Source organism: Parageobacillus thermoglucosidasius, from assembly GCF_001295365.1.
Taxonomy (GTDB): domain Bacteria; phylum Bacillota; class Bacilli; order Bacillales; family Anoxybacillaceae; genus Parageobacillus; species Parageobacillus thermoglucosidasius.
The window spans coordinates 422,284-447,311 of record NZ_CP012712.1 but is presented as its reverse complement, the minus strand read 5'-3'; the positions used below and the strand labels follow the sequence as shown (position 1 = coordinate 447,311).

The 25,028-nt window shown below is 42.8% G+C and carries 18 protein-coding genes and 1 pseudogene; 14 read left to right on the top strand and 5 right to left on the bottom strand.

The annotated features are described in order from the left end of the window. The first annotated feature begins 365 nt into the window (after positions 1–365). The gene (gene glmS / locus AOT13_RS02115; RefSeq protein ID WP_003247646.1) at positions 366–2,168 is read left to right on the top strand and encodes a glutamine--fructose-6-phosphate transaminase (isomerizing); all 1,803 of its coding nucleotides are present in this window, start codon (positions 366–368) and stop codon (positions 2,166–2,168) included. Positions 2,169–2,330: 162 nt separating this feature from the next. Here glmS and AOT13_RS02110 read toward each other — a convergent pair whose 3' ends face one another. Then, the gene (locus tag AOT13_RS02110; protein ID WP_157779417.1) at positions 2,331–2,600 is read right to left on the bottom strand and encodes a hypothetical protein; all 270 of its coding nucleotides are present in this window, start codon (positions 2,598–2,600) and stop codon (positions 2,331–2,333) included. 193 nt (positions 2,601–2,793) lie between these two features. Then, positions 2,794–3,000: a SunI/YnzG family protein gene (locus tag AOT13_RS19305; protein ID WP_230457071.1), complete on the bottom strand. Its 207-nt coding sequence runs from the start codon at positions 2,998–3,000 to the stop codon at positions 2,794–2,796. A gap of 696 nt (positions 3,001–3,696) precedes the next feature. Between AOT13_RS19305 and AOT13_RS02105 the strand changes: the two genes are divergently transcribed. From AOT13_RS02105 to AOT13_RS02090, 3 genes are all read left to right on the top strand, one after another. Next, positions 3,697–4,443 (top strand): hypothetical protein, encoded by a 747-nt coding sequence (locus AOT13_RS02105; protein ID WP_003247647.1) that lies wholly within the window; start codon positions 3,697–3,699, stop codon positions 4,441–4,443. Positions 4,444–4,874: 431 nt separating this feature from the next. Then, positions 4,875–5,354 carry a flavin reductase family protein gene (locus tag AOT13_RS02100; protein ID WP_003247648.1) on the top strand — a complete coding sequence of 160 codons (480 nt, stop codon included), beginning with the start codon at positions 4,875–4,877 and terminating at the stop codon, positions 5,352–5,354. A gap of 1,162 nt (positions 5,355–6,516) precedes the next feature. Further along, the gene (locus AOT13_RS02090) at positions 6,517–7,410 is read left to right on the top strand and encodes a helix-turn-helix domain-containing protein (protein WP_013399835.1); all 894 of its coding nucleotides are present in this window, start codon (positions 6,517–6,519) and stop codon (positions 7,408–7,410) included. 126 nt (positions 7,411–7,536) lie between these two features. Here the strand turns inward: AOT13_RS02090 and AOT13_RS02085 are convergent, their stop codons facing one another. Beyond that, entirely contained in the window at positions 7,537–7,740 is a 204-nt protein-coding gene (locus AOT13_RS02085; RefSeq protein ID WP_072000120.1) for a transposase, read from the bottom strand. A 400-nt stretch (positions 7,741–8,140) separates the two neighbouring features. Between AOT13_RS02085 and AOT13_RS02080 the strand changes: the two genes are divergently transcribed. Beyond that, positions 8,141–8,404 carry a hypothetical protein gene (locus AOT13_RS02080; protein WP_153017393.1) on the top strand — a complete coding sequence of 88 codons (264 nt, stop codon included), beginning with the start codon at positions 8,141–8,143 and terminating at the stop codon, positions 8,402–8,404. Positions 8,405–8,604: 200 nt separating this feature from the next. Further along, positions 8,605–9,483, top strand: a complete 879-nt coding sequence (locus AOT13_RS02075; RefSeq protein WP_003247650.1) for a hypothetical protein — start codon at positions 8,605–8,607, stop codon at positions 9,481–9,483. Positions 9,484–10,086: 603 nt separating this feature from the next. Here AOT13_RS02075 and AOT13_RS02070 read toward each other — a convergent pair. After that, the gene (locus tag AOT13_RS02070) at positions 10,087–10,266 is read right to left on the bottom strand and encodes a cupin domain-containing protein (RefSeq protein WP_198404531.1); all 180 of its coding nucleotides are present in this window, start codon (positions 10,264–10,266) and stop codon (positions 10,087–10,089) included. A gap of 80 nt (positions 10,267–10,346) precedes the next feature. Here AOT13_RS02070 and AOT13_RS19125 point away from each other — a divergent pair. Both AOT13_RS19125 and AOT13_RS02065 read left to right on the top strand, forming a co-directional pair. After that, positions 10,347–10,457: pseudogene (locus AOT13_RS19125) on the top strand (helix-turn-helix domain-containing protein); the annotation flags it as partial. A 206-nt stretch (positions 10,458–10,663) separates the two neighbouring features. Next, positions 10,664–11,317: an HAD family hydrolase gene (locus AOT13_RS02065; protein ID WP_013876114.1), complete on the top strand. Its 654-nt coding sequence runs from the start codon at positions 10,664–10,666 to the stop codon at positions 11,315–11,317. A gap of 385 nt (positions 11,318–11,702) precedes the next feature. On the opposite strand, the gene AOT13_RS20005 is transcribed toward AOT13_RS02065, so the two are convergent. Then, the gene (locus AOT13_RS20005; protein ID WP_232511556.1) at positions 11,703–11,846 is read right to left on the bottom strand and encodes an LCP family glycopolymer transferase; all 144 of its coding nucleotides are present in this window, start codon (positions 11,844–11,846) and stop codon (positions 11,703–11,705) included. An 844-nt stretch (positions 11,847–12,690) separates the two neighbouring features. Here AOT13_RS20005 and AOT13_RS02055 point away from each other — a divergent pair. Genes AOT13_RS02055 through AOT13_RS02030 form a run of 6 tightly spaced genes read left to right on the top strand, consistent with a single transcriptional unit; the run spans position 12,691 to position 24,748 of the window. Then, positions 12,691–13,476, top strand: a complete 786-nt coding sequence (locus AOT13_RS02055) for a 2,3-dihydro-2,3-dihydroxybenzoate dehydrogenase (protein WP_013399838.1) — start codon at positions 12,691–12,693, stop codon at positions 13,474–13,476. 20 nt (positions 13,477–13,496) lie between these two features. Continuing rightward, a complete protein-coding gene (dhbC, locus tag AOT13_RS02050) occupies positions 13,497–14,738 on the top strand; it encodes an isochorismate synthase DhbC (RefSeq protein ID WP_370586489.1) in 1,242 nt (413 codons plus the stop codon). Positions 14,739–14,754: 16 nt separating this feature from the next. Beyond that, positions 14,755–16,380: a (2,3-dihydroxybenzoyl)adenylate synthase gene (locus AOT13_RS02045; RefSeq protein WP_003247656.1), complete on the top strand. Its 1,626-nt coding sequence runs from the start codon at positions 14,755–14,757 to the stop codon at positions 16,378–16,380. A gap of 21 nt (positions 16,381–16,401) precedes the next feature. Further along, a complete protein-coding gene (locus tag AOT13_RS02040; protein WP_042384798.1) occupies positions 16,402–17,322 on the top strand; it encodes an isochorismatase family protein in 921 nt (306 codons plus the stop codon). A gap of 14 nt (positions 17,323–17,336) precedes the next feature. Further along, the gene (locus AOT13_RS02035; protein WP_042384797.1) at positions 17,337–24,512 is read left to right on the top strand and encodes an amino acid adenylation domain-containing protein; all 7,176 of its coding nucleotides are present in this window, start codon (positions 17,337–17,339) and stop codon (positions 24,510–24,512) included. Further along, entirely contained in the window at positions 24,509–24,748 is a 240-nt protein-coding gene (locus AOT13_RS02030; protein ID WP_013399843.1) for an MbtH family protein, read from the top strand. Before AOT13_RS02035 ends, AOT13_RS02030 begins: the two co-directional genes overlap by 4 nt. The last annotated feature ends 280 nt before the right edge of the window (positions 24,749–25,028 follow it).

Here is a 25,028-nt window from a genome sequence, read left to right as displayed (position 1 = left end):
AACGTACTGTAATATTATTTTGTTATTATTTTAACAAAGAAAGGTGGGTAGAGGATTTTATTCTGTCATTTATTTTCAAAGCGCCTGGACTAAGCGTGGACGGAAGAACGCTTAGTTGACGAGGAGGAGGTTTATCGAGGTTTCGGCGGATGCCTCCCGGTTGTTGCGATTACAGCCGCAAGTCCTTTCTTAAAACAAAGGGGTGACCCTTTGGACAAAGGGAAGGACATAATCGCAAAAGCACGGAAACGGGGGGAGTCTGTCTGCGCAAAAGGACTAGACCCCTGGCGTCGTTCCTTGAAAAAAGAATAGTGAAGGATCTTTTGTGCGGCAGCCTCCCCAAATCATAAGGGAGGAATACGATTATGTGCGGAATTGTCGGTTACATCGGTCAACATGATGTTAAGGAAATTTTATTGCGCGGATTAGAAAAATTGGAGTATCGCGGGTATGACTCCGCAGGCATCGCGATGTTGAACGAGGAAGGAATTCATCTTTTTAAAGAAAAAGGACGGATTGCCGATTTGCGGGCTGTTGTTGATCCAAACACCAGCGCCACTCTTGGAATCGGCCATACGCGCTGGGCGACACACGGCGCTCCGAGCCGCATCAATGCGCACCCGCACCAAAGCGCTTCTGGTCGCTTCACGCTCGTGCATAACGGGGTTATTGAGAACTATGCGATTTTGCAACAGGAGTATTTACAAGATGTGGCGCTGAAAAGTGACACGGATACGGAAATTATCGTGCAGCTTGTTGAAAAGTTTGTGAATGACGGCCTTTCTGTGGAAGAAGCGTTCCGCAAAACGTTAACCTTGCTGAAAGGTTCTTATGCGATTGCGATGATTGATGCGGAAAATCAAGAAGTTATTTATGTCGCGAAAAATAAAAGCCCGCTGCTTGTCGGAATTGGCAATGGCTTTAATGTCGTTGCGAGCGACGCGATGGCGATGCTGCAAGTGACAAACCAATTTGTCGAATTGATGGATAAAGAAATGGTCGTAGTGACGAGAGAAAGCATGACGATTAAAAATTTGAACGGCGATATCATTGAACGTGCTCCATTTACAGCGGAGTTGGATGCGAGTGACATTGAAAAAGGGACATATCCGCATTACATGTTGAAAGAAATCGATGAGCAGCCGTTTGTCATGCGCCGCATCATTCAAAAATATCAAGATGAAAACGGCCAGCTTACGATTGCACCGGAAGTAGTCGCGGAAGTGGTCAATGCGGATCGTTTATATATTATCGCTTGTGGTACAAGTTATCATGCGGGATTAGTCGGAAAACAGCTGATCGAGAAATGGGCGAAAATCCCTGTCGAAGTGCATGTTGCCAGCGAGTTTTCGTACAATATGCCGCTGTTGTCTGAAAAACCGCTGTTCATTTACATTTCTCAAAGCGGGGAAACAGCGGACAGCCGTGCGGTGCTTGTTCAAACAAAGAAACTCGGCCATAAAGCGATTACGATAACAAACGTGCCGGGCTCAACCCTTTCCCGTGAAGCGGATTATACGCTATTGCTGCATGCCGGCCCGGAAATCGCCGTCGCCTCCACGAAGGCATATACAGCGCAAATCGCTGTACTTGCGATTTTAGCGACAGCTGCTGCGAAAGCGAAAGGCATTGCGTTGGACTTCGACTTGAAAAAAGAGCTTGGCATTATCGCCAATGTAATGGAAATGTTGTGCGACGCGAAAGAGGAAATGGAAAAAATCGCCCGCGAATATTTATCAACGACGCGCAACTGCTTCTTCATCGGCCGCGCCGTTGACTATTATGTATGCCTTGAAGGGGCATTGAAATTAAAAGAGATTTCTTACATTCAAGCGGAAGGATTCGCCGGCGGAGAATTGAAGCACGGAACGATCGCCCTGATCGAAGACGGCACTCCGGTCGTTGCCTTGTCGACGCAAGAGCACGTCAACTTAAGCATCCGCGGCAACGTCAAAGAAGTTGTCGCCCGCGGCGCGAATCCATGCATTATTTCAATGAGAGGCTTGGAAACAGACGAAGACCGCTATGTCATTCCGGCGGTTCATCCGATGCTAACACCGCTCGTTTCCGTCGTGCCGTTGCAGCTCATCGCCTACTACGCGGCATTGCACCGCGGCTGCGACGTCGATAAACCACGCAACTTGGCGAAGAGTGTGACGGTCGAATAAAAGATAAAAATACGCGTCTCGTATTTGTTAAGTGACAAAAAAGTCGTATACTGGGTCTTTTAAAGAGGGTGTCCCATTTTCTGCTTTTGGGACACCCTCTTTTTTAAAGATTTGATTTATTTACACAGCCGTTTATTAACCCATTTGCAAAAAGAGTCAAAATTAACCTTCACATTTTTCTTCCAAATTCTTAAAATTATTGAATGAATCTATCCCTTCACCTAATTCTTTTAGCATACACTCTCGTAAGAACTCCAATAAAACCCTTCCATCAATATGCTCTATTAGCTCATTCATATAAACGTGATCCAATTCTCGAATTGCCGGATAACCTTCGATTAATCTATCCTTGTATCTATTCCAAAGTTCTTCATTTTTCTCTCGAATATGTTTCAAATTAAATCCAATCCCTATTTTGTTGAAATCCCCCACCATGACATTCCCCCTTCCTTGGTAAAAATAGGATAGATGCTACTGATTAATTCAAAAAATTTATGTTAGAACATTATAAATTATGGGTATTCGGATTTTGTAGTGGAAAGTTATTTTGTCGCTTTATTTTAAAACAAAAGTTTGTTTTTACACTTGCATGAAATGGAGTTTCATTTCTGTTTGAGTTCATCGTTTATAAACGAACAGATTTTATTTTAATGGAGACGGCATCAGTCGTAAATAAAATATAGGTGTTAGAATGTGTTTGAATAACAACTCTATCTGTTTCACCATATGGTGTACCAATTTTGATAGCTGTTTTCTCCTCCCCACCATAAATATCGTCAAGTGTTACTTCTACAATATCAGAACGGGTATTTCTATTTTCGATAACAGCCAACTATCATAAGTTATCATTTAATTTTTCTACTTTTATCCCTAACATAACATTCCCCCAGTCTTCTGTTACCGTTATAAATATCATACTACTTATTCAACGAATCCCTCATTGGTGGGATAAACTTTTTGTCCCAATACAATTATCAATATGTTTTCACCACATAATCCGATGAGTCCAAATCTTAAAAAGCTATTTTGACAATCCGACCATTAAGATAAAAGAAGTATCAAAACCGTAAGCAGTACTAAAGTTTCTTAAATCTCCAAAAATTTTCTATAAATATTGATCTTGAAGAACGAGGCATTCAAGCATTGTTTTCATAATGACTGGAATATAAAATAAAAATCTCTACCAACTTTAGTTGTCATGTAAGTCCCTAAATTGTCAGAAAATTAATGACTAATTTAAATTTAATGTTTTATAATTTTTATATATTGTTAATTAAATCAAGAAATGGGAGTGATAAAAATGAAAATTGGTGATTTTGTCTTTCAATCCTCTTCAATTCTTATTATTTTAGTCTCTATCGCATTCGTTTTCCTAGTATTCAGATTTCTATTTAGTAAATCAAAAAAAGAAAAAAATTATTAATATTGAATATATTTACATTTAATAAAAATATTGTATAATACGGTTGAAATTGAAATTAAAAAATAGAGGGGAGAGGAAAAATGAGAAAATTAACCAAACTGCAAATTGTTACCATTAGCTGTTGTATTTGGGCTAGCATTTTCGAGCGCCACCATCACCAAGGCGGAAGCAGTTCAAACTAACAACACAGAACAACACGAAGTCTTAGGGTACACCCAGGAGGACTATGATCTTATTAAGCAAAGACAAATTGAAATGGGGGTTGCACCTGAGAAAGCAGAAGAATTAATCGCTAAATTGAAAAATGGTGAAGTATTGGATGCAGATGTGTTAAGTCCTGAAGACGCTGTAAATACAGTTAAAGTTGTTAATGGAGATACTACTAAAATTACATATTTCTTCCCTGATGGCTCTGCTGCACAAACTGAGTACACAGATCCATCTGTAACAACCAATGTGTCAAAAGGTAGCAAATCAAAAGGCACTATTTTACCACAAAGTATTTCAGGTGGAAGTTGCACGACTGTAACTTATACAACAACATGCAAAAACAGAAAAGTAAGCTATCAACTTGTTACTTATGGATTCTCTTTTTACGCAGACTACACTATAGTAGGTCCTGATTATGACTCAATACAATGGGCTGGCAATTGGAATATTTGGGTTGCTGGAGGCAACTATACTAACCCATCTATGAGAATAATTCGTGCTAGAGAAACAGATAGTGCAAAAGCAGAGGCCAGATTATCAGCAACAATCAACTTACCTAGCGGTCAAGGCTCTATATCGAGAAGTTTATCGTTACTTGTTGGTGACGATAGTGCAACTGATAGATGGAATGCTTACTATTAATAAAATGGGATTTTATACAAAGGGATGACAACGAGTAGTTGCCATCCTTTTGTATTAACTAAACCATGATTTAACAATTGCTAACGCCTGATTGTGGGCTTTAAATGTAAGCTACAAGCTTTTCCTGTTTTTTGGTGTTAAGTGACAAAAAAGTCGTATACTGGGTCTTTTAAAGAGGGTGTCCCATTTTCTGCTTTTGGGACACCCTCTTTTTTAAGGAATATCCTTCCATTCTCTTTTCCAATAAAGGATTATGCCATCTGTCGTTTTCTTGAAAACTTGTGTTCGGCCGCTGTATTCTAAGTTGTGAAATTTCCCTTGTCTCCTAAAAATAAAAAGCTGGACATATATTATTAGTTTGAATAAAATGGAAAATAAGAACATTTACACAACTGAAAAACGCGATTTTTACGGAAGGAGGAGTTCCATACATGGATGCCAAGGCGAAAAAAACGGCTTTACGCGGAATTACATACGGTTTATACATTGTCGGCACAAAAGATGAAAATGGCGCTGCCAATGCTTTTGCGGGAAACTGGCTGACACAAACGTCTTTTAATCCTCCATTGGTAGCGGTTGCAGTGAAAGTAGGCACCCGTTCGCAAGAGCAAATTGCCAAAAGCGGCGTATTTAGCGTCAATATTTTAGAAACGGGCCAAAAGGATATGGTCACTGCTTTCTTTAAATCTTTAGAACCGGAAGGAAATAAGCTGGCAGGGTACGAATTCTACACCGAAGAAACAGGATGCCCGATTTTTAAAGATGCGCTCAGTTTCTTTGAGTGCAAAGTCGTCGAAAAAGTAGAAAAAGGCGATCACTATATTTATGTTGGCGAAGTAATCAACGCGGGTGTGCATCGGGAAGGCGACCCACTGACACTGAAGGAAACAGGATTTTATTACGGGGGGTAATTTGGGGGCTTCTAACGTACCAGCCTGTCATAAGTGTTAAGTGACAAAAAAGTTGTATACAGGGCTTTTTAAACGAGGGTGTCCCATTTTTCTGCTTTTGGGACACCCTCTTTTTTAGAGATAAGGCTCTGTTTAAATTTTAATAGTTGATGTTTAGAGGGCAGAAAAAGACCAAAATAAAGGTGCTTACGTTAATTTGGGAAGTGACTTTCTATATTAACTACAGAGAGAGGATAATAAAGATAAAGGGATTCGTAACGATGACTAACCTTTCTTGGTCTCCTCTTAGTTCCACCATCGAGTTACTAGATGTGTTTAATATCGAATAGTTTACGTTTAGCGGTAAAAAGCAACCGGAGTCTTCTTCTTGCCCTTCCTTGCCGTTGTGTCACCTCCCGCCCGCATAGTCGGTATCACGTGTGATTCAAGATCTCCCTTTCGCTGATCGGCCTGTTCGACTCCTGCTTGTTTCTCGAAAATGGGTGTTGCGATGATCCTTCCTGTTCCGTGAAGGTGTTTACAGAGCGTTATGAATGGTTTTCTCCCCACGGCTGTCGAACACTTCGTACAGACCACACTTTACGGCAAATGTTTTTTCTGCCAGCTGCCTCTCTGCACAAAAGGTGGCGCAATCAGTCCATCTTCGTGGCCAGTGTGCCAACGGAAATTGCCAAATATAATTACAATAAGAAAGCTGCGATAAAGGTAATGCTTTTCATCTGTGTTTCGGATTCTAGTAGACATATCAATCTCATGAAGAAACATATTTAAAGTTTTATCGTTGAGCGCGATCCAACCATACCAAAAAGCTATATGGTAGGAATTGTAAAAGTGGATTAGTTTGAGCGGAAAGAGTTTTTTGTCGCGATAACGGCCTCTTCAATATTCAAAATTATTGCATTATAAAATTCGAAGCGCCTTATGAAAAAAATCGATTCTTAGGAAAAAACTCATTTTAAGAAAAGATTCATGGAAAAGAGGAAGGGCTTGATGCATTAATTATTTAGGCTTGAAACAATCCAAGTCTTTTTCTTTTTTCTGCTCAAAAGGGGGCACTTTTTTACAGATTAAATTTAAAGTCTTGGAAGAGATGATTTTTTTAGCAAAAAAAGTCAAGACTTCCTTTTTTAATGTTTAGTACCCTATAAGCAAAGGAGGTGCGGTGCGGACGGTGAATTATCAGCGAATAATACAGAAAGCCATTAATTATATTGAGGATAACTTACACGAATCTCTTACATTAGAAAACATTGCTTCCTATGCTGGTTTCTCGAAATACCATTTCCTTAGAATTTTTCAGAAGGAAACCGGGATAACAGTTGGTGATTACGTGCGGATTAGAAGACTAGCTAGCGCTGCTAGTATGCTGCTTTATACGGATGAGTCGATTATTAACATCGCTTATTATTTTCGATTTGGAACGCAAGAATCTTTTACAAGAGCTTTTAAGAAAGTTTATCATATGCCGCCGGGACAATACCGCCGGATTATGAGTTCAATTATTAATAAAAATGGAGGGAAGAATATGAAACAACAGCAGCAAATAAAAGGCTGGTTTTTGAGCGGAAGCCATCCATTCAATTATGAAATGGGAATTGATACGAAAGAAGTCCATCAAGGAAAATGCTCAGGCTATTTAAAATCCGTAACGGTTCAATCAGCTGATGAATTCGCGACAATGATGCAACAGTTCAAAGCGGAAAAATTTTTAGGGAAACGAGTAAAGCTCTCTGCTTTTGTTAAAACAAAAAATGTGGAAGGTTTTTGCGGTTTATGGATGCGAGTCGATAATGCTTTAAATGATGTGCTTCAATTTGATAACATGAGCGACCGGCCGATTGTAAAAGATACGAATTGGAATTTATACTCCATTGTTCTTGATGTCCCGGAAAACAGCGCCCTTATTTCCTTTGGCGTTCTGCTCTCGGGCAAGGGGCATGTTTGGGTCGATCAATTTAAATTTGAGGAAGTGGATAAAAGTGTGCCTACTACCAATCTCGAAATAGCCTATGATGTTCTCGATGAACCGATAAACCTATCTTTTGAGGAGGAATGATGTTTTCAGTTAGCGAAAATGTCCGCTTGAGGATACTTTTTGTTTGAAAGATAGGCAATACGAATGCTTATAAAGCGATACTTCTCAAATGGGGGTATCGCTATGTTTTTTCTATATAGGTTCAGATTAATTTTCTGACATAACTATCTTTCCAATGCGTTGAAGCACTTTTTCTGGAAATTGAGCGAGGTGCTGCAAGAACGAAACAATCGATTCCCACAGCTCTTTTCGATTGGCATGAAACCGATTGGCAATCACGCTTTCTTTCAGCCAGCCCCAAATCCGTTCGACCAAATTGAAATTCGGCGAATACGGGGGTAAGAATACCACCGTTCTTCGTGCTCATGTACCTTTTTGTTTCTGGTTGTTTAATTGCGCAAAAAATTTCTCTTTCATGACCCGAATTCGACAGTTTGAAGACTATTTTAGGCAAACAAAATTGGAAAATCCTGTTCTATCAACGGTTTGAAAATCACTGCCCTAAAAAACATTGTTAGAAGCGATGAGCCGCCGGGAACAGTATTACCAAGTTTGGGAAAACTTATATGTCAAAGAGATTGCCGTTAGAGATGGAGAGAACACGTCAGCGATGAATTGTGTTTAATGGAACGGACAAAAATATTTGAAAAAAATTGATGGAATATCCTTAATAATCGTAAAAAAATTCCGATATATAGATAAAATAAATTTGCATTTCTAAAAAAAGTCGGGTGTTTGAAATAAAGAATTATTGTTTCGTCACTTGTTGTTGTTTTCATTAAATGGAATATTAGGTTCTGCTAATGCTGCGGAAAACACGGACAGAGTTGGAGGGAATATTAAAGTATTAGAAAATAAAACTCAGCCGGTGTTAAAAAAGAATCTTGCAGCAGCTAAAAACAATATCAGTGTAATCATCGAATGCAACTATAAAGCATTGAATGATTCCCCAAACAATGCAGCAGATATACAGGCTAACAGAAGATGGACAACAAAAATGGCATCACTTTACTAATGAAACTTCCGGAAAATTGACGGTTATTTTGCAAACAGTTCAGTCGTCTTCTGTTGATGATGACTTGCATCTTTTTAAACTAAATGAAGATACAATAACCTTCGACTATCTAATGGGCAAATCTTAAATTCAAACAAAGACTCGTTATACCATTGGCTTATTCAGCATATAGGCGACAACTAAATAGGAGTGATGAAATTTTGCGCAGTTCTGTTAGTTTTAATTATCATACTTTACATTTAAAAAACGTCCAGCATATCCCATTGAATCCAACAGCACCATTGGTCAAGATCAAGAATGCATCAAGTATAACGCTGGATAAACTGACACTTTCTAATGTCATTGGTAATGTAACAACATCTAATCAAAAGATAAAAGTTACTGAAGTGAAGGGCAAGGAACAGCAAAACTCCGATTATGAACAGTATTTCTCATCATTTTTTGAAAATCTAGAAGGGGTATCTGAAGAAGAAAAGAATCAGCTATCTGAATTAGTAAAAGCAGCATTAAAATATAATGAAGATTACTTTTCAAGTTGGACAAGTGATAAGGCCAGCATGTATTATCTACAGACTCAAGAAAAGTTGAATCTTATAGCGGATAACGTCGCGGGTGGTTCTATAAAGGAGCAATTGAAGACGATAACAAAACAGTACACGAATGATAAATTAAAACAGATTGTGAATACATCATTGGAAACCTATCAAATTATTTACGATCGGTTTAAGGGAAAAGGAGGCCCGTACAGTGAAATAGCCAAGCAAATGAAAAATGCCATAGAAGAAATACAAAATGGCAATCACGCGGATCAAATCTCACAACAACAATTAAGCCAGTTATTTTCCGGTTTAAACACAAATTCCTCTTTTCAAATCGGATACGAAAAAATTATGAGGGGATATAAAGAAATTCAGAAAAGACAACTCGGCAAATACTGGAATACATTCTCTGAGGCAGATGTTGACAAGACCATTAATATGCTAAGAGAGGATTGGAATAATTTTGTCAGTCAATTTCAAATGTTTGAACCGTACAGGGTCTCTATCGGTTCGCAATCTCGGATTGATATGAAGATATAATAGGGGGTGGAGAGTCAGTTAGCGCGTAATATTTCTTCCTGTTTCGCCGCTCTTGTTTGCTATTTCCTGAAGGACTGTTTCTTGTTCCTTCTCCCTCTTTTTCCCTAAGTTCTTTTTCATTCTTTGTAGACAAGGCTTCGAGTAGATGAGTGGTGAAGAAGGAAGGTTAAACCTCTCTCTTTTTTGCGTTTCGAAAGTCCTTTGCCGTTTTCAGTGCTTTATTGAACTAGTTCTGAATTATTAAACATATTAATTCGTTCTTAGCCATTATATTTTGGTGCGGACGCTGTTGCATCTTTGCAACCCTGTAAGGCCAAGCGTTGGATTTCGGAACATATCCAATGGAAAGATAAAAACTGGTTAAATGATGCAAGTCGTCAAGCACACGCAACGGGTTCGCATGCAGGCATCCCCAGCATGTGCTTTTTCGTTGAAGCGGGGAAAGGATTGCTTGCTGCAAGCCATTTCGCATCAAAGATCAAGCAGCGGTGTTTTTTGACCCTGTCATATCAGAATGGCGGCTTAATATCTAATCAATAGAATCGGGCTCACTAATTGCTATCGCTCTCATGTTAAGCCCTCCTAAAATCAAAAGAGATGATTTTAGGAGGAAACATATGAAATGACAAAATGCAAAATCGTAAGTGACGAAGAAGGATTGATATATTTATGAGGCCGGTCTCCTTTAAAGCGGATCGAATCATACTCCTCTAAATGATAGGCTTGTCCGTCTACCTCCACCGTCAGCAAAATGTTTCTTCCGTCTGTTGTAATAGGAGTCATTATAGGATGGTCTGTTCGTTATTTTTGGGGATAAACAGAGGAAAATAGAAAATCAAGGCATGAAGCGGGATGATGTGGAGATGGCACATAAAGCATATAAATTCCGTCTGTATCCAACGAAAGAGCAGGAACAGCTTCTTATAAAAACATTCGGTTGTGTTCGTTTTGTCTACAATAAAATGTTATCGAAATAAAAAGAAACATACGAGCAATTCAAGAACGACAAAGCTGCATTAAAAAAGCTCAAATGTGGAACAAGGATTCATCTGTCGTTGACTGCCATTGATGCTTGTTAAAATAAAGAGTGATTACTTTTTGATGCTAGCAAAGCATACTGTTTTATTAAAGGAATATTTGCTTTTGAATGTTACGAAGCCTTTGGAAAGGGGGGGAAAATTTGATAAAAGCAATTATTTTTGATTTTGATGGTTTAATTGTTGACACTGAGACGGCCTGGTTTGAGGCGTATAAAGAAACTATGAGCTTATATAAGGTCGATTTGCCTCTTGAACGTTTTGTCGAATGCGTTGGATCTGATAATACTGTCCTTTACGAGTTTTTCAAACAACAGCTTGGGGAAAGTTGCGACATTGCAGAAATTGAGGCAAAAGCCAAAAGCTTGTACAAAATAAAGATGAAAACCCCTCAGGCACGTGAAGGTGTAAAGGATTACTTAGAAGAAGCAAAAAAATGGGGCTACAAAATTGCCATTGCTTCAAGCTCAACGAAGGAGTGGGTAACTCATTATTTAAATGAACTTGGACTGCTGCACTATTTTGAAGTTATGATCACACAAGATGATGTTGATAAAGTAAAACCAGCCCCCGACTTGTATTTAAAAGCAGTTGATGCCTTAAACATCAGCCCCAATGAAGCATTAGCCTTTGAAGATTCCTTGAACGGGCTCCAAGCTGCTTTAGCGGCTGGATTAAAGTGTGTCATTGTTCCAAATCCAGTCACAGAGTCCTTGCCCTTTGAAAATTATGATTTGCGGCTTACATCGATGACAGAAAAGCGTTTCATTGATGTCATAAAACAGATTGAGCAATAATGGGGCATTTTCGTTCAGGGAAGGCGTTAAATTTGATACGGCACTTTGCTGGCCATGATTCGATGGGCGTTTTGGAAATCGGTTAAGACGTGCGTGCGATCGGCGGGCAGAGAAAGCGATTATGCCTGCCGATCGTCAGTGCCATTATCGGACGGTTTTTGGACATCGGCGCAACGCAAGGGAATGCCGAAATCCAACGCGTTTTTCAAGTTCATATGGAGTTGCGCTTCCATTTATTTGAATCTTTATATCTAGTACAGCTCCAGCTTGAGGATATCATGCATTTTCAAAGGCTTCGGCTACAGGAATTTGAGAGAAAGAATGAAGCCGCTATAGATAAAGCATGTTTTATTAGTATTTAAGGCAGTTTTTTATACTAATCCATTCAATCGGCAATTTGTTTTAAAACTTCTTGCTGTATCCGCACCCTGTTAAAATCGCTTTCTGCCTCTTTTCGAAACTTTACATCTTCAAGCAATTCCTTGCCATGAAGTTTCTCGACATCCTTATGTAACGCCTCCTTTACCATGAATGTCAATTCCCTCATGCCTTGTCTAAACCGTTCAATTACAATCTTAATTTACTCCTAAAATGAGCACATGGCCGTTGTGTTCAGGAAATTGTCTATTTATAAATCAGGAATATATCCATGTGCAAAATAAAATGAATAACATATAATCCCAAATGAGAATAATTATCATTATTATAAGCATATTGGCAATTCAACTTTCTGTCTGTTGGGAGCGGGCTATGTCTGATTATGCGAGAATGACAATGCTGCTTACCAACAAATTTATCTATCCGTCAGTCAATGAATAAAAGCCGGGAAACGTTCGCGCTTTTGATGATAATATCTGAAAGGAATTTGTTACCAATGTAATGGTTCATTATTATCATCAAGTCTTATGTGCAGAAAACAGCGGTATAGAATTAGGCGGAAACTAGTACTTATAAACTAATTTGAAAAGAATCAATGTTTTGGAGATTAGGACCTATGTATTGTTTTATCTGCAAAAGTAAAAATGAATTTGACATAATTAATTCCATTTATATAATATATTGTTAAAAGAATAAATGATAATGATAATCATTATCATAAAACAGAATAGCAGGGCATTCATGAGTGCTGCTTAAGGACAGGAGAGTAACAGCATGGCAATAAACTATAGCCTGCAAGCTGCAGAATCTTGCTGGCTTCGGCGAGAAAAGCCATGAAAGCGGCAGCTGATTGATGTGTTGTAAAAATCACAATGAGTGAAAGCAGATGATTTTATGAAGAATCAGGAGCGATATGGTTTATGAAAGGCTTTATCGGTAATCAATATGTTAGCTAGCAGCTAATGAAATCTTTACGCATAAAGAAGGTGGCAGAGATGGAACATTGGGGACTTCAGGGAAAAATAGCCCTTGTCACAGGTGCCGCCCAAGGAATCGGTGAAGCGGTGACAAGGTCTTTCGTTAAACATGGCGTGTCTGTTGCAGCGGTTGATCGAAATGGCGAGCGATTGGCTGCTCTCGTCTCTGATTTACAGAGCAATGGTTATGATGTGCAGGCTTTTTGTGCAGATGTTGCCAATAGTGCAGAAATTGATGAAATCGTTGCTCAAATTGAGGACAACATGGGTCCTATTGAAATTTTGGTTAATGTTGCTGGGATTCTCCGAACAGGTCTCATCGAAAGTTTTATGGATGAAGACTGGGAAGAGGTATTCAAAGTGAACACGGCCGGTGTTTTTTATGTTTCCCGTTCGGTCAGCAGGCGGATGATTCCGCGCCGTTCAGGTGCGATCGTCACAGTTAGCTCGAATGCCGCCACTATCCCAAGAATGTTTATGGCTGCTTATGCTGCTTCAAAGGCAGCAGCAACCATGTTTACGAAATGTCTTGGCCTTGAGCTTGCTCGGTATCATATTCGCTGCAACGTTGTCTCTCCGGGTTCCACTGAAACGGAAATGCAGCGGGGACTGTGGACGGATGAAAATGGGGCGAACAAAGTGATCACTGGTTCGATGGAGGAGTTTCGTCTCGGTATTCCTCTGCAAAAGCTGGCTCAGCCTTCAGATATCGCAGATGCGGTGCTATTTCTCGTTTCTGAGCAGTCACGTCATATCACGATGCACGATTTAAGGGTAGATGGCGGCGCAACGTTAGACGCATAACATTCCATGGAGGTAACAGTGTGATGAAAACAAAAACAATCCAGCATGTTACAGCTGAGCAGCTTCTTGCTGAATATAAAGAGGGAACATCCTTTTTCTTGGCCTCGCCACATAGAACTCTTTTAGCTCAAGGAATTTTTGCAACAGTGCCGACTGACGGCTATGAGCACAAGCGGATGCAAATACTCGATCATGTTAAAAAGGTCTTACAAGATGCGAAACAGCAAGGAATTAACGGCAATCCGATTGTTGTTGGCGCCATACCATTTGACCATATGTATCCAGCCCAGCTTATTGTGCCTTCAGAGGTGAAATGGTCGGGCCCGTTGCCATTTGGCCAATGGAATGGCCAAATCGGACAAAATGCGGCCAATGAGTATGAAGTGAAACCTGTTCCATCGCCGCAGGAATATGAAAATGCCGTGGAACAAGGATTGAGCAGAATAAAAGCGGGCGATCTTCGGAAAGTCGTTTTATCAAGATCTCTTCATCTTGCTTCATCAGAAAAGATAGATGTTCCTCACCTTCTTCGCAAATTGGCGGTACATAATCCGAATGGCTATACATTTGCTGCAGCGTTGCCGGATCGTCTGGATCGTGAAGCGGGCAAAGCTTCAGGCACAAAGAAAAACAGAACCTTGCTGGGAGCAAGCCCAGAGCTGCTCGTTTCGAAATCAGGGCTGCGAGTAATAGCGAATCCGCTTGCAGGCTCGGCGCCTCGCAGCGAAGATCCCGAAGAGGATCAGCGCCGCGCGAACGCCCTTTTTTCTTCAGCGAAAGATCGCCATGAGCACGCCGTGGTCATCGAAGCAGTAGCAAATGCGCTCAGACCGTTTTGCAAAACATTGAGTGTCCCTGAAGAGCCTTCGCTCATTCATACGGAAACGATGTGGCATCTGTCAACAGTAATAAGCGGAGAGCTATCTTCCCCGTCTATTACTTCGCTGGAACTGGCGCTTGCTCTTCATCCAACTCCAGCGGTTTGCGGAACGCCAACGCCATTGGCGAAAAAAGCGATACAAGAAATTGAATCATTTGAACGCGGCTTTTTTACGGGAATGGTTGGCTGGTGCGACGATGAAGGGGATGGAGAATGGATTGTTGCGATCCGTTGTGCCGAAGTGGAAGATTATTCTCTTCGCCTTTTTGCAGGAGCTGGCGTTGTTGAAGGGTCAACGCCAGAAGGAGAACTGGCGGAAACATCAGCTAAGTTTCGCACGATGCTTCAAGCTATAGGGTTAAACAACGACATCCTTAAATAAATGGGAGGGAAAAGCTATGCTAAGCGGATGCCCAACATGGCCAAAGGAGTTTGCAGACTTTTACCGGAAGGAGGGCTGCTGGGCAGGTGAGACTTTTGGTGACATGCTGCGGAAAAGGGCGTTAAAGTACGGTGATCGCATTGCAGTTACTTCTGGAGAAAGGCAAATCAGCTATAAAGAACTGGATAGAAGAGCGGATCAGCTTGCCTCAGGATTCCGCCAACTGGGGATTCGGCCAGCGGACCGCGTTGTCGTTCAATTGCCGAATCGAATTGAATTTTTTGAAGTATGCTTTGCTTTATTCCGTCTGGGGGCGCTGCCTGTCTTTGCCTTGCCTTCACATCGATATAGTGAAATCAGTTATTTTTGTGAATTTAGCGAAGCGGCGGCTTATATTATTCCAGACCAGCATGGGGGATTTGATTTCCGCTCCCTTGCCAAGCAGGTGAAGGCTGCTGTTCCAACCCTAAAACACGTCATTGTGGTTGGAGAGGCGGGAGAGTTTGAATCATTAGAAAATCTGTTTATCGATCCTGTCCAGCTGCCGCTTGTTCATTCAAGCGATGTTGCTTTCTTCCTGCTGTCCGGCGGAAGCACAGGGCTGCCAAAAATGATTCCGCGGACCCACGATGATTATATTTACAGTCTCCGGGTTAGTGCCGAGATTTGTAAGCTTCATCAAGATAGTGTTTATCTTGCGGTTCTTCCCATTGCTCATAATTATCCGCTTAGTTCACCGGGTGTGCTAGGAACGTTGTATGCCGGCGGAAAAGTGGTCCTTGCAGACAGCCCAAGTCCTGATGAGGCATTTCCGCTTATTCAGCAAGAGAAAGTCACCATTACTGCGCTCGTGCCGCCGCTTGTTTGGATATGGTTAGATGCCGCATCTTCTTGCAAGTATGATTTATCCAGCCTTCAAGTTTTGCAAGTCGGCGGGGCGAAATTCAGCGCAGAAGTAGCCAAAAGAGTAAAACCAGTTCTTGGCTGCACCTTGCAGCAGGTGTATGGCATGGCTGAAGGGCTGGTCAACTATACGAGATTGGATGATCCTGAAGAATTGATTATAAATACTCAAGGAAAGCCAATGTCTTACTATGATGAAATCCGCATAGTAGATGAAGAAGATAACGAGGTGGAGCCTGGCCAAATTGGAGAGCTGTTAACGAGGGGCCCTTATACCATTCGCGGATATTATAAAGCGGAAGCGCATAATGCGAAAGCCTTTACTGCGGACGGCTTTTACCGGACGGGCGACTTGGTGCGGATGACTCCATCCGGCTACTTGGTTGTCGAAGGGCGCGTGAAAGATCAAATTAACCGGGGCGGTGAAAAAATTGCGGCGGAGGAAGTGGAAAATCACCTTTTAGCACATCCTTCCGTACGTGATGCGGCTGTCGTTGCGATGCCGGATGAATTCCTTGGCGAACGATCGTGCGCTTTTATCATTCCGCGTGATCACTCTTTGCAAGCAGCTGAACTGAAGGCGTTTTTGCAAGAGCGCGGAGTGGCAAGTTTTAAAATACCTGATCGCATCGAATTCGTTGATTCATTTCCGAAGACAGCGGTTGGAAAAATTAACAAGAGGGCATTACGGCAAATCATTGCCGAAAAACGGCAATCTGCAGGAAAAACAAACGTATAACGGTGGAAAGGAAGTGGCGAGATGGCTATCCCTGCTATTCCAGCTTATCCAATGCCTGTTTCATCAGATCTGCCAAAAAACAAAGTATCATGGACACCCGCTCCTAAACGTGCGGCATTGCTTATCCACGATATGCAAAATTATTTTCTTGACGCTTTTCCCTCTAATGCGTCGCCTTTCGTCGAGCTTGTGAGAAATATTCAACGGTTAAAAAAGGAATGCAAAGAAATGGGGATACCTGTCATTTACTCTGCGCAACCGGGTGGACAAACGCTGGAACAGCGTGGATTGCTTCAGGATTTTTGGGGAAATGGAATCGCCGATGATCCTTATCAAAAGGGGATTATCGATGAATTAGCACCTGATGCAAAGGATATCGTTCTTACAAAGTGGAGATACAGCGCATTTAAAAAAACTAATCTTTTGGAAATATTGGAAGGACATGGGCGAGATCAGTTGATTATTTGCGGTGTTTATGCGCATATCGGATGCTTATTAACTGCTAGTGATGCCTTTATGCAGGATATACAAGTGTTTTTTGTCGCGGATGCTGTCGCTGATTTCTCATTAGAGCATCATAAGATGGCTCTCCATTATGCGGCTAGCCGTTGTGCGTTCATAACGCCCACGCAACATCTGATCGAAGCATTGAAAAAAGAACCTGTTCCGGATTGCCAAAACATATTGCCAATGAGTTTGCATGATGTACGCAATCAAGTAGCGGAGCTTATTCAAGAGTCTCCAGCGGATCTTTCCGATCATGAGAATTTGGTCAACAGAGGATTGGACTCCATTCGCATGATGAGTTTAGTTGAAAAATGGAGAAGAGCGGGAGCAGAGGTTACCTTCGCGGCCCTTGCCGCACGTCCTACTCTTTTTGCTTGGTGGAACTTGTTGTCTTCTCAATCGGAGAAGGTACTATCTGCTCAAGACTCACAATAAAGGAGGCAAGATCCATGTCCAATCGCCAACATATACGCCTGCCTTTATCTGGGGCACAAGCAGGCATTTGGTTTGCCCAACAGCTGGATCCTGAAAATCCCATCTATAACACTGGGAAATATATAGAGATTAATGGGCCGGTTGATCCGGCTCTCTTTGAAAAAGCGCTGCGGCATGTCTTAGTTGAAGCAGAATCATTGCATGCCCGGTTTGGTGAAGATGAGAACGGACCATGGCAAACGATTGATCCTTCGCCGGATTTTCCTTTCTATTTTATGGATGTCAGCGCAGCGGAAAATCCGCAAGAAGAAGCGATGCTTTGGATGAAAAAGGATTTATCCAAACCGGTTGATTTAACATGCGGTCCGCTCTTTACCGAAGCTTTATTTAAGCTTTCCGATCATCGGTTTTTCTGGTATCAGCGCATTCATCACATTGCCATTGATGGTTTTGGCTTCTCGCTTATTGCGCAAAAAGTGGCCCAAGTCTACACGGCATTGGTGGATAATGCGCCGGTGGACGGTGAGAAATTCGCTTCGCTCCATCAAGTGATCGAAGAAGAGAAAGCTTACCATTCCTCAAAACAGTATGAGCATGACCGCGAGTTTTGGATGGAGCGTTTTCGTGACCGTCCAGAGGCGGTTAGCCTTTCTGATCGGGCAGTTCGGACGTCCAATACGTTTATTCGGCAGACAGCGTATATGTCTCCAGCTAGTACAGAACATTTTAAACAATCAGCCCAGCATTTGAAAGCGATCTGGCATGAAGTTTTCATTGCCGCTGCAGCGCTTTATATTCATCGGCTAACAGGGGCCGACGATGTCATTCTCGGTTTGCCGATGATGAACCGCTTAGGGTCTTCAGCCTTGAATGTGCCTGCAATGGTCATGAATATTGTGCCGCTCCGCTTGCATTTGCATGCTGATATGAGGCTTTCGGAACTATTAAGCCAAGTTAGACAGGAAATTCAAGAAGTAAGGCAACATCAAAAATACCGGCATGAGCAGCTGCGCCGTGATCTTAAGCTGCTTGGTGAAAATCAGCGATTATTTGGCCCGCAAGTGAATATTATGCCATTTGATTATGCCCTTCATTTCGGCGGATATCAAGGCATTACACACAATCTTGCTGCTGGGCCAATCGATGACCTTGCTATTAATGTACGAACAGACGGAAACGGATTGAGAATTGATTTTGATGCCAACCCGGAAATTTATAGCATGGATGAGCTTGCGGTTCATCAAGCCCGCTTTTTACAATTGCTTGAAACGATGGAGTCGCTGGAAGAAGACGAGCTGATCGGAAAGATGAATCTTCTTCTGGAAGAAGAACGCCATCAAGTTTTAAAGAAATGGAATGAAACGGCACATCCTCATCCGGAAGAAAATTTTTTACAGCTTTTTGAAAAACAAGCAGAAAGGATTCCGGAAGCCATCGCTGTAATTTGTGAGGATCAGGCGCTTAGTTATACTGAGCTTAATCAGCAAGCAAACCGTCTTGCCCATTTCCTAATGGAATATGGAGTGGGGCCGGAGCAATACGTCGCTTTAGCTCTTCCGCGTTCTGCAGAGATGGTTATCGCCATGTTGGCAGTGCTGAAAACCGGAGCTGCCTATCTCCCTCTAGATCTCGATTATCCGGAAGAACGAATCGCTTTTATGCTGGAAGATACAAAACCTGTTTGCATTGTTACAAGCTCGTCTGTGCAGTCGAAATTATCGCATTTTCCTTCATGCTCTACGATTATACTAGATCATCCTGAAACGGAGCAGGCAATCAAGCATTATCCTGATACAAATGTTCCGAAAACGCAATCGCCGCTTCATCCAGCTTATGTCATCTATACGTCGGGATCGACGGGCAAGCCAAAAGGCGTTGTGGTGCCATTCCATAGTCTGAATAACTTTTTATTAGCGATGCGGGAAAAATTTGCATTGAAGGAGCATGACCGTTTGCTCGCAGTTACAACGATTGCTTTTGATATTTCTGCATTAGAAATTTTCCTTCCGTTAATCAGCGGAGCGAGTTTGGTGGTTGCGAAGAAGGAAACGATTCAGGATCCGCAAGCGTTGGCAGCTGTGATTTCCGATAAAGAAATTACGATAATGCAGGCGACGCCAACGCTTTGGCATATGCTTGTCACCCATCATCCTGATTGCATTGCTGGACTTCGAGTGCTGGTGGGGGGCGAGGCACTCTCAAGCGGCCTTGCGTCAGCATTGCATCGTCTTGCTTGCGAGGTAACGAATTTGTATGGACCAACAGAAACAACGATATGGTCCACGATGTCGCCCCTTCATCCTGACGATGCCCGGGCCCCTTCTATTGGCCGCCCGATTTGGAATACCCAAGTGTATGTGTTGGATGAGCAGCTGCAGCCGGTGCCGCCGGGAGTGGTTGGAGAATTGTATATTGCAGGATCAGGGCTTGCGCGAGGGTATTTAAGACGGCCAGATTTGACGGCAGAACGTTTTGTGGCCAATCCGTACGGGCCGCCGGGAAGCAGGATGTACCGGACAGGAGATCTTGTGCGCTGGCGTATGGATGGCTCTTTAGATTATATAGGCCGCGTCGACCATCAAATCAAGCTGCGCGGTTTTCGCATCGAGATAGGGGAAATTGAGGCAGTATTGTCACAATGTGATCTTGTCGAGCGGGCATTAGTGGTGGCTCGCGAAGATCAGCCAGGGGATCAGCGGTTGGTTGCTTATGTCATTCCTCGTGAGCAAAGCAAAGGCACTCTTGATCTTGCAGAGCTGCGCCGCTATGTCAGCGAGAGATTGCCTGATTATATGGTTCCGTCCGCATTTATGGTGCTTAACGAATTTCCGCTGACTCCAAACGGCAAGATTGATCGCAAAGCATTGCCGGCTCCTGATTTTACGATGACGGTGAAAGGGCGTAAACCTAGGAATCCTCAGGAGGAAATTTTATGTGAGCTTTTTGCTGAGGTGTTGGAGATTCCTGTTGTTGGAATTGATGATCATTTCTTTGAATTGGGAGGACATTCGTTACTTGCCGCCCGCCTCATTAGCCGTATCCGAGATGTGTTAGGTGTGGAGATCACGATTGGCAAACTATTTGCATCGCCAACTGTCGCTAGTCTTGTTAAGCATTTGGAGGATGCGGAAAATAGGAAGCCGCCTGTCAAAGCGTATGCCTGCAAAGAGGATATTCCTCTTTCATTTGCCCAACGTCGCCTATGGTTCCTTTACCACCTTGAAGGGCCAAGTCCTACTTATAATATACCGGTCGTTGTGCATTTAACGGGAGAGCTTCATTATCAGGCGCTGCAACAAGCTTTATACGATGTCATTGAGCGGCATGAACCATTGCGGACCATTTTCCCTGAACATTCAGGGGCGTCAAGACAGGTGATCTTAGAGCCCCATCAAGCGCGGCCTGAATTAATGATAAAAGAAATCAGCGAAAGTGAGTTATCGGATGAATTAAATGCTGCGGTGCGCTACCGTTTCGATTTGGCTGCAGAGCCGGCGATTCGCGCCCAGCTGTTCGTGCTTGGGCCAAATAGACATGTGCTGCTGCTTTTAATGCATCATATGATTGTCGATGGATGGTCGCTAACACCATTAACTCGTGACATAGCTGCAGCCTATAATGCGCATTGCCGTAATCAAAAAGTAGAGTGGGCTCCTTTACCAGTGAAATATGCTGATTATGCGCTCTGGCAGCAAGAGATTTTAGGTGACGAGACCAATCCTGACAGTTTAATAGCAAAACAGCTCGATTATTGGAAAAAAACGTTAGCTGGTCTGCCAGAAGAACTGGAGTTGCCGACAGACTATCCGCGTCCTGCTGAGTCCAGCTATGAAGGAGGCATCGTTGATTTTTGCATGGATGCGGAACTTCATAAGCGTCTGCTGGATCTCGCTCGTGAAAATAAAGCGAGCCTATTTATGGTGCTGCAGGCCGGATTTGCTGCTTTTCTCACTCGATTAGGAGCAGGAACAGATATTCCCATCGGCAGCCCAATCGCTGGAAGAAACGATGATTCATTGGAGCATCTAGTAGGATTGTTCATTAATACGTTAGTGCTTCGCATGGACACATCGGGAAATCCAAGTTTTCGCGAACTTCTTGGCAGAGTCAGAGAAGTAAACCTATCTGCCTACGAAAATCAAGACATTCCGTTTGAACGCCTGGTGGAAATCCTTAATCCGGTGAGATCGCGAGCCAAACACCCATTATTCCAAGTAATGTTTGTGTTTCAAAATACACCGGAACCGAAACTAGAATTACAGGGGCTTGAAAGTAGGTTAGAAATTCGCAGCGTCGGTACGGCTAAATTCGATCTCACTCTCGAACTTCGGGAGCGGCGTGGAGAAGACGGCTCTCCAGACGGACTGATTGGTTTATTCGAGTACAGCCGCGATTTATTCGATCATACTACGGTCGAAGCGTTTGCGAAGCGATTATGCCAGCTGCTTAGGGAAGTAGTGATGAATCCGGATCTTCCTATTGGACAAATCGATATGCTTTTACCGGAAGAGCGCAAAAAACTTTTAACGAAAGCGGATCATAACGCCCGCTCTGTACCTGAAGAATGCTTGCCAGTATTGTTCGAAAAACAAGTTCAAAAAAGCCCTGATGCTATTGCTGTTTCCTTTGAAGACCAAGAACTAAGCTATGCCGAATTAAACAAACGAGCGAACCAGCTCGCCCATTTCCTGATTGAAAAAGGAGTCGGTCCGGAAAGAGTAGTGGCACTGGCGTTGCCGCGTTCATTGGAAATGGTCATAGGCATACTGGCTGTACTGAAAGCAGGAGGAACTTATTTGCCTTTAGATCCGGATTATCCAGAAGAACGTATTGCTTATATGATGGAAGATGCACAGCCAATGTATGTCATCACCAATAAGGGAATGGCTTCAAAACTTCCTCATGCCGGCGTTGCCGGGCATCTTATTATTGATGAAGCTCATGTAGCCGATATGTTAGGAACGTATGCGGAAACAAATCCAGATGATTCGAACCGGATCGAAGCGTTGTCGCCGTATCATACAGCTTATATCATCTATACTTCAGGATCAACTGGCAGACCAAAAGGCGTGATGATTCCTCATCAAAATGTCGTCCGCCTGTTCCAATCAACGGAGCATTGGTTTCAATTTACATCGGATGATGTTTGGACGTTGTTCCACTCTTATGCGTTTGATTTTTCTGTTTGGGAGATTTGGGGACCATTTTTGTACGGGGGACGTCTAGTTATTGTTCCGCATCATGTCAGCCGTTCGCCAAAGGAGTTTCTACAATTGCTTGTTGAACAAAAAGTGACCGTCCTCAACCAAACACCATCGGCTTTTTATCAGCTTATGCAGGCTGACAGAGAAAATATTGAGCTGTCTCGACAGCTTTCATTGCGCTTTATCATATTTGGGGGAGAAGCGTTAGAGCTTAGCCGTTTGGAAGATTGGTACGAACGGCATGCGGATGACATGCCAAAGCTGATCAATATGTATGGCATTACGGAAACGACGGTTCATGTCAGCTACATGGAATTGAATAAAAATATCATTGCTATAAAAGGGAGCAGTTTAATAGGCCGCAACATTCCTGATTTAGAGGTTTATGTATTAGATGTAAATCTGCAGCCGGTTCCGCCGGGAGTCATCGGAGAGATGTATGTGGCAGGAGCGGGATTGGCGCGCGGCTATTTAGGAAGGCCGGATTTGACCGCGGAGCGCTTTGTTGCTAATCCGTTTGGCTTGCCAGGATCAAGAATGTATCGCACGGGTGATTTAGCGAAATGGCGTGCCGATGGGACGTTGGATTATATTGGAAGATCAGATCATCAAGTGAAAATCCGAGGATACCGCATTGAGCTGGGAGAAATTGAAGCTGTTCTAGCTAAGCATCCTGATATTGCACAAGTTGCTGTTGTAGTACGTGAAGATCAGCCGGGTGATAAACGTCTTGTTGCATACATTGTGCCTGCAAAAGATGTAGAGTCCGGTGAGCTAAGGCGATATGTCGCTGCTCGCCTGCCGGATTATATGATACCGTCTGCTTTTGTGATGATAGAGGCTCTGCCGTTAACTCCTAATGGCAAGCTTGATCGCAAAGCACTGCCTGCACCGGACTGGATGATAGAGATAACCGACAGGGGACCGCGAACTCCACAAGAAGAGATGTTATGTGATCTGTTTATGGAGGTTCTCCGTTTACCGCGTGTTGGCATTGATGACGGATTCTTTGAATTAGGAGGCCACTCCCTTTTAGCTGTTCAATTAATGAGCCGTATTCGTGAAACGTTTGGAGTGGAGTTGAGCATCGGAGATCTATTTGAAGCGCCTACTGTCGCTGGTCTTGCTGAGAAACTTGAAATAGGAAGCAGCCAAAGTGCATTAGATATTTTGCTGCCTCTTAGAACTTCCGGGAACCAGCCTCCTTTATTTTGTGTACATCCAGCGGGAGGGCTTAGCTGGTGCTATGCAGGGTTAATGACGGCAATCGGGGCAGACTACCCGATTTATGGATTGCAGGCGCGCGGTATCGCAAAAGCGGAGAATTTGCCTGAGACATTAGACGAGATGGCTGCCGATTATATTAACCAAATGAAAACAGTCCAGCCAGAGGGCCCTTACTATTTGTTGGGATGGTCGCTAGGAGGAAATGTCGCTCATGCCATGGCGACACAGCTTCAACAACAAGGAGAGGAAGTTGCGCTTCTAGTGATGTTGGATGCATACCCAAGCCACTTCTTACCTATTGCAAAAGCGCCGGATGAGCAAGAAGCGTTAATCGCGCTGCTTGCTTTAGGCGGCTATGATCCAGACAACATGGATGGGAAACCGCTCAATCTGGAGAACACGATGGATATGCTGCGGCGCGATGGAAGTGCATTAGCTAGTTTAGATGAGTCGACGATCTTAAATTTAAAGGATACGTATGTCAATTCGGTCCGCATCTTAAGCGAATATGTGCCGCAGCGCTATAAGGGGGATCTCTTATTCTTCCGATCGACCATTATACCTGAATGGTTTGATCCGATCGAGCCAGAAGCATGGCTGCCATATATCGATGGAAAGATTATTCAGCATGATATCCATTGCCGGCATAAAGATATGTGCCAGCCTGGCCCGTTAGCTGAAATTGGCCGTGTGCTTGCAAATAAATTAAAAGAAAAAAGCCATTTAATCACAATAAATGGAAGGGGAGGTTCGGAATGACCAATCCTTTTGAAAATAAAGAAGGCACCTACCTTGTATTAATCAATGATGAAGGCCAGTATTCCCTCTGGCCTGCCTCTATTGCGATTCCGCCCGGCTGGAATATTGCTTTTGCGGAAAATACGCGTTCAGCATGCCTGGACTATATTAACGCTCATTGGATAGATATGAGGCCTAATAGCCTGAAAGATGGATCATTGTCAAAGCGTGACAATGATTATTCAGGAGTAAAATGAGTGCTGATAGCTTTGCAAGAGGAAAAGGGGAGCAGAAGCGTATAACTGCTCCTTCTTAAAAGTTATCTATGAAAAATAGGTCTGAATAATGAAGAAGATTGGATATAAGGGTTGGGCAGGCAAGGATGTCTGCTTAACTCTCTTTTATTTTCCTGTGATTTTACGTTTACGGTTGAAAAAGTGAAATTAAGCTTTTCTGCTGCGCCTTCGAACGAGGGCCCATTCATTGGCCTGCTGAGAGGCATGTGTGCCGCATGCCCGGGCTGGCAAGCTTCCGGCC

Excerpts from the sequence above, each read along its gene's own strand:
- AOT13_RS02035 (WP_042384797.1), top strand. The coding sequence starts at position 17,337 with ATGTCCAATCGCCAACATATACGCCTGCCTTTATCTGGGGCACAAGCA.
- AOT13_RS02030 (WP_013399843.1), top strand. The coding sequence starts at position 24,509 with ATGACCAATCCTTTTGAAAATAAAGAAGGCACCTACCTTGTATTAATC.
- AOT13_RS02055 (WP_013399838.1), top strand. The coding sequence starts at position 12,691 with ATGGAACATTGGGGACTTCAGGGAAAAATAGCCCTTGTCACAGGTGCC.
- AOT13_RS02040 (WP_042384798.1), top strand. The coding sequence starts at position 16,402 with ATGGCTATCCCTGCTATTCCAGCTTATCCAATGCCTGTTTCATCAGAT.
- AOT13_RS02100 (WP_003247648.1), top strand. The coding sequence starts at position 4,875 with ATGGATGCCAAGGCGAAAAAAACGGCTTTACGCGGAATTACATACGGT.
- AOT13_RS02070 (WP_198404531.1), bottom strand. The coding sequence starts at position 10,266 with ATGACTCCTATTACAACAGACGGAAGAAACATTTTGCTGACGGTGGAG.
- glmS (WP_003247646.1), top strand. The coding sequence starts at position 366 with ATGTGCGGAATTGTCGGTTACATCGGTCAACATGATGTTAAGGAAATT.
- AOT13_RS02045 (WP_003247656.1), top strand. The coding sequence starts at position 14,755 with ATGCTAAGCGGATGCCCAACATGGCCAAAGGAGTTTGCAGACTTTTAC.
- AOT13_RS20005 (WP_232511556.1), bottom strand. The coding sequence starts at position 11,846 with ATGGTAAAGGAGGCGTTACATAAGGATGTCGAGAAACTTCATGGCAAG.